The 13,873-nt window shown below is 70.3% G+C and carries 10 protein-coding genes; 3 read left to right on the top strand and 7 right to left on the bottom strand.

The annotated features are described in order from the left end of the window. Positions 1 to 90: 90 nt before the first annotated feature. Positions 91 to 453 (bottom strand): four-helix bundle copper-binding protein, encoded by a 363-nt coding sequence (locus ABZT17_RS43155; protein ID WP_356357662.1) that lies wholly within the window; start codon positions 451 to 453, stop codon positions 91 to 93. Between the two features lie 201 nt (positions 454 to 654). Continuing rightward, complete coding sequence (locus ABZT17_RS43160) at positions 655 to 2,001, bottom strand: LCP family protein (RefSeq protein ID WP_356357670.1); 1,347 nt, start codon at positions 1,999 to 2,001, stop codon at positions 655 to 657. 257 nt (positions 2,002 to 2,258) lie between these two features. Here ABZT17_RS43160 and ABZT17_RS43165 point away from each other — a divergent pair, with 257 nt between their 5' ends. Beyond that, positions 2,259 to 3,302: a glycosyltransferase family 2 protein gene (locus ABZT17_RS43165; RefSeq protein ID WP_356357663.1), complete on the top strand. Its 1,044-nt coding sequence runs from the start codon at positions 2,259 to 2,261 to the stop codon at positions 3,300 to 3,302. Between the two features lie 67 nt (positions 3,303 to 3,369). Here the strand turns inward: ABZT17_RS43165 and ABZT17_RS43170 are convergent, their stop codons facing one another. From ABZT17_RS43170 to ABZT17_RS43190, 5 genes are all read right to left on the bottom strand, one after another. After that, positions 3,370 to 4,926 (bottom strand): LCP family protein, encoded by a 1,557-nt coding sequence (locus ABZT17_RS43170; RefSeq protein WP_356357671.1) that lies wholly within the window; start codon positions 4,924 to 4,926, stop codon positions 3,370 to 3,372. 237 nt (positions 4,927 to 5,163) lie between these two features. Continuing rightward, positions 5,164 to 6,816, bottom strand: coding sequence for an LCP family protein (locus tag ABZT17_RS43175; RefSeq protein WP_356357664.1), 1,653 nt, complete (start codon positions 6,814 to 6,816; stop codon positions 5,164 to 5,166). 77 nt (positions 6,817 to 6,893) lie between these two features. After that, positions 6,894 to 8,624 carry an LCP family protein gene (locus ABZT17_RS43180; protein ID WP_356357665.1) on the bottom strand — a complete coding sequence of 577 codons (1,731 nt, stop codon included), beginning with the start codon at positions 8,622 to 8,624 and terminating at the stop codon, positions 6,894 to 6,896. 225 nt (positions 8,625 to 8,849) lie between these two features. Beyond that, entirely contained in the window at positions 8,850 to 10,043 is a 1,194-nt protein-coding gene (locus ABZT17_RS43185; protein ID WP_356357666.1) for an LCP family protein, read from the bottom strand. Between the two features lie 132 nt (positions 10,044 to 10,175). Then, positions 10,176 to 10,916 carry a TIGR03089 family protein gene (locus ABZT17_RS43190; protein ID WP_356357667.1) on the bottom strand — a complete coding sequence of 247 codons (741 nt, stop codon included), beginning with the start codon at positions 10,914 to 10,916 and terminating at the stop codon, positions 10,176 to 10,178. A gap of 129 nt (positions 10,917 to 11,045) precedes the next feature. On the opposite strand from ABZT17_RS43190, the gene ABZT17_RS43195 reads away from it, so the two are divergent. Both ABZT17_RS43195 and ABZT17_RS43200 read left to right on the top strand, forming a co-directional pair. Beyond that, positions 11,046 to 12,554 carry a peptidoglycan recognition protein gene (locus tag ABZT17_RS43195; RefSeq protein WP_356357668.1) on the top strand — a complete coding sequence of 503 codons (1,509 nt, stop codon included), beginning with the start codon at positions 11,046 to 11,048 and terminating at the stop codon, positions 12,552 to 12,554. A gap of 152 nt (positions 12,555 to 12,706) precedes the next feature. Further along, a complete protein-coding gene (locus ABZT17_RS43200) occupies positions 12,707 to 13,789 on the top strand; it encodes an NDP-sugar synthase (RefSeq protein ID WP_356357669.1) in 1,083 nt (360 codons plus the stop codon). Positions 13,790 to 13,873 lie beyond the last annotated feature (84 nt).

Here is a 13,873-nt window from a genome sequence, read left to right on the forward strand (position 1 = left end):
GACGCGAAGTCGGTGCCGAGCGAGTACACCCCGGCGGGCGACCCGACCGGGGGCACCCCGAGGGGTGCCCCTGGACCGTTCAGGCGCTCGTCACATCGTCGCGCCCGCCATCGTCCGGCACATCTGCGCGCAGCGGCGACACGCCTCCGCGCAGCGCATCATCATCTGGTCGTCCGGCATGGACATACACGCCTCGGCGCACATGTCGCAGGCCTTGGCGCACATCGCGCACATCTCGGCGGACATGGGCGAGCGGCGCATCATCATGTCCGCGCACATGCGGGTCATCTCGGAGCAGTCCATGAGCGTGCGCATGATCTGCATCTGGGCCTGGCCGCCCATCTGCATGCAGGAGCTCATAGCCTCCTCGCACAGGCTGTGGGCCGTCATGCACGCCTCGACGCAGTCCTGCATCTCCTTGGACATGGCCGTCATGGGTCCGGTCTGGGTCATGGCTCCTCCTGGGGGCACGGAAGGGCCCGGAGTGGGCCCGGTGTGCTTCCTGTCCTACGCCCGACCCGGACCCCGCGCCATCGGGCGGACCCGAACAATCCGCTACGAAAGCCACGCCGCCAAAGCGACAAAAGCCCCCGGAATCACTCCGGGGGCCCGGTGGGCGTTAGCCCGATCGGTCGCGGTGGCCAGGACCGCGGATCACGGACACACCACCTGGTCCCCGGTCACCACCGGGTTCTCCGCCTGCGGCGGCTCCTCGGCCCGGACCTTCCGCACGTCCTTGAAGTCCGCCCCCGCCACCACCTTCAGCGTCGGCCCCAGCCCCTTCACCGCCCGCAGCTCGCTCCCGGGCAGAGCGGCCGCCAGTGACTTCGCGGAGCGGTCCCAGCGGGGGTCGTACTCGACGAGGGTCCGCTCAAGGGTGCGGTCGGCCGCGTTGGCGGGGGTGCGGGTGGTCTGGAAGCCCGTCGCCGCCAGCGCCGCGTCCACCCGCTTGCCGAGGCCTCCGGTTGCCGTCCCGTTCTCCACCTGGACGCGGATCTGCCGCGGCGGCACCTGGACGGTGACGGCCTTGGGGACGGGCGCCCTGTGGACGGTGAGGGGCTTGTCGTCGCTGAGGTCGCGGAAGAGCGCGTCGGCCTTGGCGGTGTCCCACTTCAGGGTCGAACCGATGCCCTTGACGACGTATCCCATCTGCCCGATCGGGACCGTCGTGAACTCCGAGGAGGAGGGCGAGAAGTTGCGCATCGCCCGCCCCAGATCGAGGAGTTCGTCCGTGCCGAAGCCCTTGTCGGCGCGGACCGAGCCGAGGACCGCGTGGGTCACGTCACGGAACTTCATCGGGTTGAGGAGGATGCCGGAGGAGGTGGCGCGCTCCACGAGGGCGGCCAGGAAGCGCTGTTGGCGCTTCATACGGCCTAGGTCGGAGGCGCCGTCGACATGGCGGGAGCGGACGTACTGGAGCGCCTCGCCGCCCATCAGGGTGTGGGTGCCGGCCGGGAGGTCCAGGCCGGTGTAGCTGTCCTTGAGGGGCTGGGCGGTGCAGATCTTGACGCCGCCGAGCACGTCCACCGTCTTCATGAAGCTGATGAAGTCGACCTCCAGATAGTGGTCGATCTTCACATGGGTCATCTTCTCGACCGTGCGCACGGTGAGGTTGGGGCCGCCCTCCGCGTACGCCGCGTTGATCTTGATCGGGTGGCTGCCCGGGCCGTCGGCGTCGGGCACCTCGGCGTAGGAGTCGCGCGGCAGGCTCACCACACTGGCCCGCTCCCGGTCCTCCGAGATGTGCACGATCATGATGGTGTCGGTGCAGTGGCAGGGCGCGCCGCCCAGGTGGAAGCGGTGGCGTTCCTGCTCGGTGATCTGGTCGCGGCCGTCCGTGCCGACCAGCAGGACGTTCATGCCGTGGCCGGCCCGCGGGCGGTTCTTCATGTCCTTGAAGGGATCGACTCGGGCGATGTCCGCGTCGAGGCTGGTGACCACCGCGTGCCCGATCCCGGCCGAGGCAAGGACGACCACCGAGAGCGTCGTCACCGCCCGCATCGCCCAGCGAGGTCTGCGGGGTTTGCGGACGGGCGGCCGGGGTCCGCCGCCCCGCTGCTGCGGGGTACGGGGTGGCTGGGAGCGGCGCTGCGGGCGGGCGGGGGCGGCGGACCGGGGCTGCGTGGGCAAGGGGGGACACCTCCGGGCGACGGCCGTACGTGGGATCGTGAGCACCGTAGGTCCATACGATCTGTGGCCCGGTCCGCCGCCCCGGTGGGGCGCGGAGCTGTCCCCCGTTCGCGGTAACGTGAGCACCGATGAACGCCAATTCCGACGTGCGGCTCCCCGCCGTTTCTGTGATCATGCCCGTCCTGAACGAGGAGCGGCATCTGCGTGGGGCCGTCCAAGCGATCCTCGCGCAGGAGTACGCCGGCGAGCTGGAGGTCGTGATCGCCCTCGGTCCGTCCAAGGACCGCACGGACGAGATCGCCGCCCAGCTCGTCGCGGAAACCGCGTCCGACCCGAGCAAGCGCGTGTACACGGTCCCGAATCCGACCGGCCGTACGCCCGCCGCCCTGAACGCCGCGATCAAGGCCTCCCGCCATCCGATCGTCGTCCGCGTCGACGGCCACGGCATGCTCTCCCCGAACTACATCGCCACCGCCGTACGGCTCCTGGAGGAGACCGGCGCGCAGAACGTCGGCGGCATCATGCACGCCGAGGGCGAGAACGACTGGGAGCACGCGGTCGCCGCCGCCATGACCTCGAAGATCGGGGTCGGCAACGCGTCCTTCCACACGGGAGGTGCCGCGGGCGAGGCCGAGACCGTCTACCTCGGTGTCTTCCGGCGCGAGGCGCTGGAGCGGCAGGGCGGCTACAACGAGGAGTTCATCCGCGCCCAGGACTGGGAGCTGAACTTCCGCATCCGCGAGTCCGGCGGGCTGATCTGGTTCTCGCCGGAGCTCCGGGTGTCGTACCGGCCGCGGCCGAGCGTGCGGGCGCTGGCCAAGCAGTACAAGGACTACGGGCGTTGGCGGCATGTCGTCGCCCGCTACCACGAGGGCTCCATCAACCTGCGCTATCTCGCCCCGCCGACGGCGGTCCTGGCCATCGCGGCGGGCGTGGTGCTCGGCGCCCTGGTCACCCCGCTGGGCCTCCTGATCCCCGGCGGCTATCTCGCGGCGATCGTCCTCGGGTCGGTCCCGGCCGGCAAGGGGTTGTCCCTGAAGGCGAGGCTGCAGATCCCGGTCGCCCTCGCCACCATGCACATGTGCTGGGGCTGGGGCTTCCTGACCAGCCCCAAGTCGCTGGCCAAGCGGGTCATCGCCTCGCGGAAGCCCGCGGTGCTCGCCTCCAACTGAGCACCGCGGGGCCCTTCTCGGCCTCGAACCGACCCGGACCGACGCGCATCGACCGGACCGACCCGGACTACCAGGTGTAGTCCGGGTCGACGTGCATACAGGCCTTGGTGTCCGCGCCGTTGAGAGCGCTCGCCGACTTCGGCGTCGTGTCGTCGTCGTCCGCCGACGTGTACGTGGTGCCGGAGCGCCAGTCCGCCCCGACGACCAGGGTGACGCCGTCCACGTCGGCCGACTTCTTCACCTGGGCGGTCGGGACTCCGAGTGCCTTGGCGACCCGCTGGGCGTCGCCCTCCAGATCGGCGCTCGGGTAGCGGATCACCGTCTCGTCCTCGCTGAGCAGGGTCGAGGAGTCCGCCCTGGCCTCGTCGAAGCCCTTGCCGACGAGGAGCCCGGCGATCGCGCTCGCCCGACCGCTCACGGGGCCGAGGGTGCTGCTCCGGGTGCCGTTCTGCACCCGCACGGCGATCCTGTCGTCGGCCGCCGCCGGATCGCTCGACGTCGTGGTCGTCTTCTTCTTCTTCTTGCCCTTGCCGTCCAGCGCGATGTCCTCGCGGACCAGCCGGAACAGCTTCGCCGCGTCGGTCGGCTTCGGCAGCACCCGGTTGCCGTCGGCGGAGTACACCCACGGCATCGTCGTCATGGTGATGCGCCCCGTGGGGACCTTCTTCAGCTCCTTGCTCAGGTCGTAGAGCTTGGTCACCGTGCCGAGCCCCTTGTCGACGGTCAGCGCCTCGGTCGCCGTCTCGGCCAGCGCGCGCAGCTTGCCCGGGTTGCTGAGCGTGGCGTTCTCGCGCAGCTGGCGGACCATCGAGTTCATGTACATGTGCTGGGCCTTGGTGCGCGCGATGTCGCTGCCGTCCTCGAACCCGTAGCGGGTGCGCAGCCACTGCAGGGCCTGCTTGCCCTTGACCGAGGTGGTGCCCTTCCTCAGCTTCAGCCCGGAGCCGTGGCCGCTGCGGGTGTGCGAGTAGATGTCGGCGTCCACACAGACCGGGACGCCGCCGATCGCGTCGGCCATGGACACCACGCCCGCGAAGTCGACCATCACGAAGTGGTCGACATGGATGTCGGTCAGCTTCTCCCAGGTGGCCACCGTGCAGCCGGGGCCGCCGCGCTCCAGGGAGGCGTTGGTCATCGTCGACGTGGTCGCCGCGTACGTCTTCCCGGTGTCCGGGTCGGTGCACTCGGGGATGTCGACCAGGGTGTCGCGCGGCATGCTTACGACCGACATGTCGGTGCGGTCGGCGGAGACGTGCAGCAGCATCTGGACGTCGGCGCGGGGAGCGGTGTTGTACGTGTCCTTGGCCCCGCCGAGCTTCTGGTTCTCCTTGGAGTCCCGGGCGTCGGAGCCGATCAGGAGGATGTTCAGCGGGGTCTGGCCGGCCGCGTTCGCCTTCGGCTCGGCCGCGCGGTCCTTCGCGTCCCCGATGTTGAGGTCGTCCTTCTTGATGTTGCCGTTGAGATGCCGGAGGTAGAGATAGCCGGCCCCGGCCACGCCGACCATGACGACCGCCATGGTCATCGCCGACCAGAACAGTATTCGGTGCCTCCGGCGGCCCCGGTCACCCGTGCGTCCACGGCGCCGACCGGGGCGTACTCGATCGTCCTGCGGGGTGAGGGACATCGTGTCCTCGACCGCAGGCGCACTGCTCTGCGCCACCTCGTTGTCCTTTCAAACCCTTGCGCCCCGGGCTCTCGGACGTGAGCGCGCCTCATCATTCTGCAGGCAGTTAGGAGTCAGCTGTGGGTCACCATGTGAAACCCCGGTCAACGTGCGTGCAGGCCCGTCGTACGTCTTGGAGACCCACGACGGGCCCGTGAGGTTGCCCTCACGAGGAAGTCCTCACGACTACCGGCACGACTACCAGCGGTAGGGCGCGTACACGTCCATGCACTTGCTCTTGTCCGCGCCGTTGATGGCGTCGCTCCCGCTGGGCAGTTGACCCGCCCTGGGTCTGGACTGCTTCGGATAGGCCGTCCCGGTACGCCAGTCGGCGCCGACGACGACCGTGACGCCGGAGACATCGGTGGACCGCTGCACCGAACTCAGCGGAATCCCCAGGGACTTGGCGATCCGCTGGGCGTCGCCCTCCAGTTCGGCGCTCGGATAGCGCACGAGGGTCTTGTCCTCGGACAGACCGGCCGTCGCGTCCTTGGACGCCTTCGTGAAACCTTTCGCCACCAGTTCCTCGGCGATGGTGCCCGCGCGCCCGGGCACCGGGCCGAGCGTGGCGGACCGGGTGGCGTTCTGCACGACGACGCCGATCTGTCCGTCGGGCGCCGAAGGGGCCTGGGTGGCCTCCTCCTCGGTGGACGTCTGCTTCGCGTTCGACGCCTTGCCCTTGTCGTCGAGCGGGATGTCGTCACGGAGCATCTGCCACAGCTGGTCGGCCGCGGCCCCGTTCGGCACGAGGTGTTCCTTGTTCTGCGGGTCCTCGACGTTGGGCATCGTCACCGAGGTGATGCGGTCCGCCGGCACCGACTTGAGCTGCATGCCCAGGTCGTACAGCTTCTTCGGGCTGCCGATCTCCTCGGAGACCGACAGCGACTTGGTGGCCGCCTCCGCCAGGTCCATCAGCCGCCCGGTGTCGGTGAACACGTTCTGGCTCTTGAGCTCGCGGATCATCGAGTTGAGGTACATGTGCTGGGCGCGGGCCCGCATCAGGTCGCTGCCCCAGGCGTGCCGGGTGCGCAGCCACTGCAGGGCCCGCTTGCCCGCGACCTTGTGGGTGCCGGCCGTCAGCTTCAGACCGGAGCCGCCGGGCACCGCGGCCGTCGGGTGGTCCCACACGTTCTGCTTGACGCACACGTCGACGCCGCCGACGGCGTCCGCCATGCGCACCACGCCCGAGAAGTCGATCGTCAGCCAGTGGTCGATGTAGATCCCGGTGAGGTTCTCCCAGGTGGCCAGCGTGCAGCCGGCGCCGCCGCGGGCCAGCGACTCGTTGATGATCGTGTTGGTCGCCGGGTACGTCTTGCCCGTCTTGGGATCCGTGCACTTGGGGATGTCGACCCGGGTGTCCCGGGGAATGCTCACCATCGCGGCGCTCTTGCGGTCCGCGGAGAGGTGGATCAGCATCTGCACATCGCCGAGCGGCGGGCTGCCGCGGTCGTACTTGGCGCCGCCCAGCTTCACGTTCTCGTCGGAGTTACGGCTGTCGGAGCCGATCAGCAGGAGGTTCAGCGGCGTCTGCCCGGCCGCGTTGGCCGCGGTCCTGCGCGCCTTCGCGTCACCGCTGCTGCGTTCGCCCTTGTGGATGTTGCCGCTGAGATGCTCGTAGTACAGGTATCCGGCGCCGGCCGTCCCGAGTATCACCACGGACAGCACGATCGCGGACCATCTCAGCGCCCGCCGCCCGCGCCGGGGTCCGCCCCGGCGATGGCCACCGCCCCAGGGCTCCTCCCCACCGGATCTGCCGGAGCCGTCGCTCGCCTCCCGCATTCCTCGCTCGCCGCCGGAAGCCTTCAGGACGCCCCCTCGCGTCCCCTCCCCACGCACACTGCTCTGCGTCATTCCCCGTCCTCCCCACCCTTGCGCCAAGTCCACGGGCCTGCCTTGCGTCCTGTTAGACGCACGACAGGCCCGTCAGGTCACTTCGCGCACTCGACCTTGTCGGCCGTGGTCTTGTCGACGTCCGGCGCCTTGGTCGACGCGGAGTACGACTCTCCCGCCCCCGGGAAGTCCTTGCCCAAGGTCAGGGTCATCGTCGGCAGACCCTGGTCGTTGGTCACGCTCTTGCCGGGCTTCAGCTGCGCACCGGACAGGCCCAGGATGGCCGCGAGACGGCGGGCCTGGTCGGCCTGGGCGGGCGCGTACTCGAGCGTGGTCTTCGCCAGCGCGGCGGGCGCGTTGCCCGCGTTCGACGACTTCAGCACGCCCGCGTCGTTCTGCAGGTAGTTGAGCTCGGCCTGCGCGCTGCCGGCCGCCGCGCCACCGTTGTAGATCTGCACCCGCACCTCGGAGGCGGCCGACTTGGGGCCCTTGAGCCGGGCCTCGACCGCCGCGGCCTCCTTCTTCTTCTCCTCCTTGACGGCGGTGAAGGAGACATCGTTCTTGATCGCGTCGAACACCGGCTGGGCCGTGTTCGGGTTGAGCACCACGGTCGCCTTCACCTTCTCGGCCGGGTTGTCGATCACCGGGACCGTGGTGAAGGTCAGGTTCTTCGGATTGAGCTTGCCCAGCTCCAGCCCGAGGTCCTTCAGCTTGCCGATGCTGTCCAGGTTGGAGTCGACGGTCAGCGCCTTGGTGCCGGCCTCGGCGATCTTCACCATCTTCGCCGGGTTGGTGAGCGTGTCGTTCGACTTCAGCTTGCGCATCAGCGCGCTGAGGAACTGCTGCTGCAGGGTGATCCGGCTCAGGTCGCCGCCGAAGCCCACCGCGTGCCGGGTGCGCACGAACGCGAGCGCGGTCTCGCCCTCGATGTGCCGCATGCCCTTCTTCAGGTTCAGATGCGAGTCCGGGTCGTTGATGTCCTTGCCCAGACAGACGTCGACCCCGCCCACCGCCGTGGTCAGCGTCTTCACCGCGTTGAAGTCGGCCACCATGAAGTTGTCCGGGGTGATCCCGGTCAGCTCGGTCACCGTGCGCGCGGTGCAGCTGGGCGTACGGTCGTCCTGCCCGAGGCTGGTGTTGAAGCGGACGTTGTCCGTGCCCGGGATGACCTTCTCGGTGCCGTCGGCCAGCTTGGTCGGGCAGTCCGGGATGTCGGTGATCAGGTCGCGCGGGATGCTCAGCGCGGTCGCGTTCGAGCGGTCCTTGGAGACATGCAGCAGGATCGTCGTGTCCGCGTGCCCGACGCTGCCGGCGTCGCCGTACTTGGTGTTGCCCTTGCCGGTGCGCTTGTCGGTGCCGATCAGCAGGATGTTGATGGCCTTGCCCTTGCTGAAGCCACCGGTGCTCGCGCCGTCGTCGGAGACGGCGGTGATGTTGTCGTTGAGGTGCTTGATGTACAGGTAGGCGCCGCCGGCCGCGGCGACCAGCACGAAGGCCATGGTCCCGCCGGTCCACAGCACGATCTTCTTGGCCTTGCCCTTCTTCTTCACCGGCCGACGCCCGCGCCGCCCCGGAAGAGGTTCCTCGGGCACACCTCGCCGCCGACGCGGCGGAGGAACGTCCCGCTGGGGCGCCCGCTCCGGAGCCACCGTACGGCTGCGCACCGCGCCCCCCGCCGCCCTCGGCGCCGCGGCTCTGCGAGGGCCGGGCACGGACGATTGCGGTGCGGAAGGAGTCAGTCGCAGTTCGTATTCACCGGTGTTCGGATTGAGCACCCATTGGTCTGCGGGATCGATGTCATCCGCCCGCCCACGGCCTGTCGCGTCCACGATTGTCCGAATCCTCCGTCGGGGCGCGGCGCCTTCCCCCCTAGGCGCTCGGGTCTCGGTCTCACAGTGCTCGACGCCAGGAAGGACCTCGCGGCGGGGTGCACCGGACCGCTCACGCTATCCGACCTGTTCAGCCCCCAGTGACGGCGGTGAGAAATTCCACGCCCAAGGGCAGCCCAATTCGCCCTTTTTCTCGGACATAAGTGCGGCGATTTGGTGAGTGCTTTACCTACAGGTGTCCTCGGCGGCCGTGTTCCCCCGGAACGTGGGAGCGGGTGAATTGCTGTTCGACGGCTCCCCGTTCCCCTGATTCGCCAACTTTCCGTCGTCGTCGCCGTACTCCGCGTGACCATTCACCACCGAAACCGGCTCGTCCGCCCGCAGCCGCGCGAACAGCCGCTGCGCCTCCGGCTCCACGAGCTGGTCGCGATTGGAGTCGTAGGCGTACGACTCCCTCGGAACCGTCAGGAACTGCACCCGTTCCGTGGGGATGTCCCGCAGTCCGCGCACAAGGTCGTACAGCCCGCGCAGACTGGCCAGGTCCGGATCGGTGGTCAGGGACGAGGTCGCGGCATCGAGCACCGGGTAGAGCTTCACCGGATTCAGTAGTACGTCATTGCTCTGCACCTTGTTGACCAGCGCGCCCAGGAACCGCTGCTGACGGTCCATCCGCTCGGTGTCGCTCCCGTCCCCCAGCGACTTCCGCGCCCGCACGTACCCGAGGGCCTGCTCCCCGTCGAGCGTCACCCGCCCCGCGGGCAGCCTCAACTTCGCGGCCTTGTCGTCGATGGGCTCCCGCAGACAGACCTGCACCCCGTCCACGGCGTCGACCATCTCCTTGAACCCCCGGAAGTCGACGACGACATGGTGATCGATCCGAACGTCCGTCAACTGCTCGACGGTTCGGATCGTGCAGGCCGAACCCCCGGTCTCGAACGCGGAGTTGAACATCACGAACGCCGGCTCGGACCGCGTCCCGTCCGGCCGCAGACACGCCGGTACGTCCACCATCAGGTCCCGCGGCAACGAGATCGCGGTGGCGGCCCGGCGCCCGGCGGCGAGATGCAGCAGGATCGTCGTGTCGGACCGCTCGGTCCCCGAGTCCCTCCCGTACCGGGAGTTGCCGTCCCCGGACCGTGAGTCGGAGCCGATCAGCAGAATGTTCTGGGCGTCCTTGACCAGGGACGTCGGCCGTTCCTTCTCGTACCGGGAGAGTTCGGCGGCGGCCGCGTCGTCGGCGGTGATGTTCCCGTCGAGCTTGACGTACACCGCCCAGCCGCCGACCCCGGCCCCCACGACGACCAGCACCACACCGAGCCCGCCCCACCGCCGCCACTTCCGCCGGCGCCGCCGCACCAGCCCCCTGCCGGTGGCGGACGAACCGGCGCCGGGACCGAGGGTGCCTGAACTGTCGTTCACGGACCGGCCCACCCCTCATGGCGTACGGACGTAGTGGTGCTACGACCATGGCCCGGGCGGGGCGGTGGCGGCGTGCGGTGCTGATCCGTTCGGGTGAACGGCGATTCCCCGTCCCCGGCGGCCCCCAGGCGCTCAGCGACGCGTGGCCGTCACCCGCTCGCTCTCCACCCGCTTGGCGAGGGCCTCCTCGTCCAGCCGGTCCAGATGTCGGCACAGCACCACGGACCCGCCGGTCGCCAGCGGCCCGTACAGCCCGGCCCGCAGCCCCTCCCAGCTGTCGTACGACAGCCCGGACAGAACCCTCGCCCCGGCCTCCGTGGTCTCCGCCCGTGCCCGCTCCACGACCTCCGCCCCGCTGAACTCCCGGCCGGCCACGATCAGGGCCGCCTCCTCGGGATCCACCGGGGCGAACGGGGCGAACCGGTCCCCCTGGCCCGGCACCTCGACGGCGTAGTCCACGAACCCGTCCGGAACCTGCGGGAACCGCCCGCCCAACGGCCGCAACGCGAGGGCGACCCGCTCACCGCGGCAGGCCCGGGCCGCCTCCAGCGCGTCCGGACCGCTCACCACGACATCGGCGGCGGACGGATCCCCGCCCACGTCCGCGACGGCCCCCACCGACTGACACGCGAGCAGCCATACGGCCGTCTGCCAGTGCGCGGGAAGCAGCAGCGCCACCCGGTCCCCGGGCCCCGCGGCCAGGCCGCCCTGCAGCAGATTCGCCGTCTTGGCCACCCAATTGGCGAAGGTCGCCACGGAGAGTTCGACCCGTTCGCCCGTGGCGTCGTCGTAGAACGTCACCAGGGGGCGTCCGGGATCCGCGGCCAGCGCGGAAGACAGCAGGTCGGCAGGGGTGCGATCAGTGGCATTCACCCGCGCAAGGGTACGCGGCCGCCCTCCGCCGCACCGGCCGCCGACGCCACCGGTTCGGCGCAACGGGAACCGACGCCCCGTCAGTTCCCGAATGGACAGACAAATATGATGATGTCCAACATCAGGGACATGCGTGGATTCCTTGCCTCCTCGACCGCGACGACGATCGGCGTCACCTGCGCGGCCGCCCTCGTCCTTCCGCTCACCCCGTCCGCCGCCGCGGCGACGACGAGCCCGGCGCAGAGCGGAGCGAGATCCGCGCCGACGCTCGTCCACCCGGACGCCCTCAACGCTTTCCCTGCCCTCGACGCCCCCGGCGTCCCGGACGCGTCCGGTGTCCCGGGCGGCACCGAGTCCCTTCCGCTGGTCCCCCTCACCCCCTCCACCCGCGACCGGGCGCTCGGCCCCGTCGCACCCGAGCAGGGCCTGACCCGCGACGACGTGCACCACTTCTCGATGGTCGGCGTGGTCTGGGACGACCCGGACCTCGAACTCCACGGCCGGGTCCAGGTCCGCACGCGTGAGGCGGGCACCGGTGCCTGGTCCGGCTGGCAGGACCTGCAGACGCACAACGACGACGGCGCCGACCCGGGAGCCGCCGAGCGCCTCTCGGGGCATGTCCGCGGCGCCACGGCACCGCTGTGGGTGGGCGACTCGGACGGCGTCGACGTACGGGTCAGGGCCGAGGGGGAACGCCGTACGGACGAAGGCGCCCGCGGCACCCGCGCCGTGGCGGCCGCCGGCCCCCTTCCCTCCGGCCTCCGCCTCGAACTCGTGGACCCCGGCCAGGAGCCGGCCCCCCGCGCCGCCCTTCCGCCCGCCCTGCACGGCATCTCGGCCGGCGCCCCCCGCGTCCGCCCGGTGACCGCCGAGTCGGCCGAGTCCGCCGCGTCCCTGGCCGCCTCCGCCGCCGACGCCGACCTCGCGCCCCTCGGCGCCACGGCGATCCCGGCCCTGACGCGCTCCGCGACCCTGCGCGAGGTGCGCACCCTGCGGCTGGGCGAGCCGGCGGCGGCGCAGCGGGCGAATCCCTACATCGGCCCCCGCCCCCGGATCATCACGCGCCGGGGCTGGGGCGCCGACGAGTCGCTGCGCGAGAAGGGGTTCGTCTACACGAAGAAGGTCAAGGCGGCCTTCGTCCACCACACCGCGTCCGGCAACGGATACAGCTGCGCGCAGGCCCCCTCCGTCATTCGCGGTATCTACCGGTACCACGTCAGGAGCATGGGCTGGCGCGACATCGGCTACAACTTCCTCGTCGACAAGTGCGGAAACATCTACGAGGGCCGGGCGGGTGGAGTGGCGAAGCCGGTCCTGGGCGCCCACACGCTCGGTTTCAACACCGACAGCATGGGGATCGCGGTCCTCGGCAGTTTCGGTTCGAGCAAACCACCGGCGGCCGTACTGAAGGCCATCGCCCGTCTCACGGCCTGGAAACTCGGGCTCTACGGGGCGAATCCGCGCGGCAAGACATATCTCAAGTCGGGCGGTGGCAATCTCTACCGAAAGGGAAAGAACGTCCGCCTGAATGTGATCTCCGGCCATCGTGACGGATTCGCCACGGAGTGCCCGGGCCGGCAGCTCTACCGCAAGCTCGGCACGGCCCGCTCGACCGCGGCCCACTACCAAGGCCGTTGAGCCCGACAGGAGTTCGCATTCACCGCCCTCGGGGGACAGGGGCGAAACCGCCACACGCCACCGTGCCGTCGAAGGCCTCGCACGACGATCTGCATACACTGGCCGGCCGAAAGAGAGTTTCGGCCGGTCCCGGCAGGAAGCAGAGACGACAGGTGACAGAAGCGATCCTCCTGGTCGGCGGCAAGGGCACGAGGCTGCGCCCGCTCACGGTGCACACACCGAAGCCCATGGTCCGGGCGGCCGGTGTCCCCTTCCTGGAGCACCAGCTGGCGAGAGCGAGAGCCGCGGGGGTCCGGCACATCGTCCTGGCCACCTCGTATCTCGCCGAGGACTTCCAGCCGTACTTCGGCGACGGGTCGTCGTTCGGGGTGCACATCGAGTACGTGCCGGAGAAGCCGCCCCTCGGCACGGGGGGCGCCATCCGCAACGCCGCCTCCTACCTCCACTCCGCCCCCGAGGACCCGGTCCTGGTCTTCAACGGCGACATCCTGAGCGGACTCGACATCCGCCGGCTCGTCGACACCCATGAGTCCTCCGGCGCGGACGTCTCCCTCCATCTCACCCAGGTCACGGACCCGCGCGCCTACGGTCTGGTCCCCACCGACGAGACGGGCAGGGTCCTGGCCTTCCTGGAGAAGCCGCAGACCCCCGAGGAGATCGTCACCGACCAGATCAACGCGGGGGCGTACGTCTTCCGCCGCTCGGTCATCGACACGATCCCGGCGGGCCGTCCGGTGTCCGTGGAACGCGAGACGTTCCCGAACCTCCTGTCGGCCGGCGCCCACCTCCAGGGCATGGTCGACTCCACGTACTGGCTGGACCTGGGCACCCCGGCCGCCTTCGTACGGGGCTCCGCGGACCTGGTCCTGGGCCGCGCGCCCTCCCCGGCGGTCCCCGGCCGTTGCGGCGACCGGCTGATCCTGCCGACGGCGCGGGTCGCCCCGGACGCCAAGCTCACGGGCGGCACGGTGGTGGGCGAGGGCGCCTTCGTCGCGGAGGGGGCCCGGGTGTTCGGCTCGACGATCCTCCCGGGCGCCGTCATCGAACCCGGCGCCGTCATCACCGACTCCCTGATCGGCACCCGCGCCCGCGTCGGCGAACGCTCCGTCCTCACCGGCACGGTCATCGGCGACGGCGCGGTCATCGGCCCCGACAACGAACTGAGGGACGGCATGAGGATCTGGTGCGACGCGAGAATCCCAGCGGGCGCGGTCCGCTTCTCCTCGGACCAGTAGCTCGCCGACCCGCCCGCCGAGGGCGGAGCCTTGTCAACGCCGGTCCAGCTGTTCAGCCCGTCCGGCGTTTGAGGACGAGGCCCC

This window comes from Streptomyces sp. NPDC005648, from assembly GCF_040605395.1.
In the GTDB taxonomy this organism is placed as follows: domain Bacteria; phylum Actinomycetota; class Actinomycetes; order Streptomycetales; family Streptomycetaceae; genus Streptomyces.

What these genes read in the sequence shown, in the direction of transcription:
- ABZT17_RS43195 (WP_356357668.1), top strand. Translation starts at nt 11,046, where the DNA reads ATGCGTGGATTCCTTGCCTCCTCGACCGCGACGACGATCGGCGTCACC.
- ABZT17_RS43175 (WP_356357664.1), bottom strand. Translation starts at nt 6,816, where the DNA reads ATGACGCAGAGCAGTGTGCGTGGGGAGGGGACGCGAGGGGGCGTCCTG.
- ABZT17_RS43155 (WP_356357662.1), bottom strand. Translation starts at nt 453, where the DNA reads ATGACCCAGACCGGACCCATGACGGCCATGTCCAAGGAGATGCAGGAC.
- ABZT17_RS43160 (WP_356357670.1), bottom strand. Translation starts at nt 2,001, where the DNA reads ATGCGGGCGGTGACGACGCTCTCGGTGGTCGTCCTTGCCTCGGCCGGG.
- ABZT17_RS43170 (WP_356357671.1), bottom strand. Translation starts at nt 4,926, where the DNA reads ATGTCCCTCACCCCGCAGGACGATCGAGTACGCCCCGGTCGGCGCCGT.
- ABZT17_RS43165 (WP_356357663.1), top strand. Translation starts at nt 2,259, where the DNA reads ATGAACGCCAATTCCGACGTGCGGCTCCCCGCCGTTTCTGTGATCATG.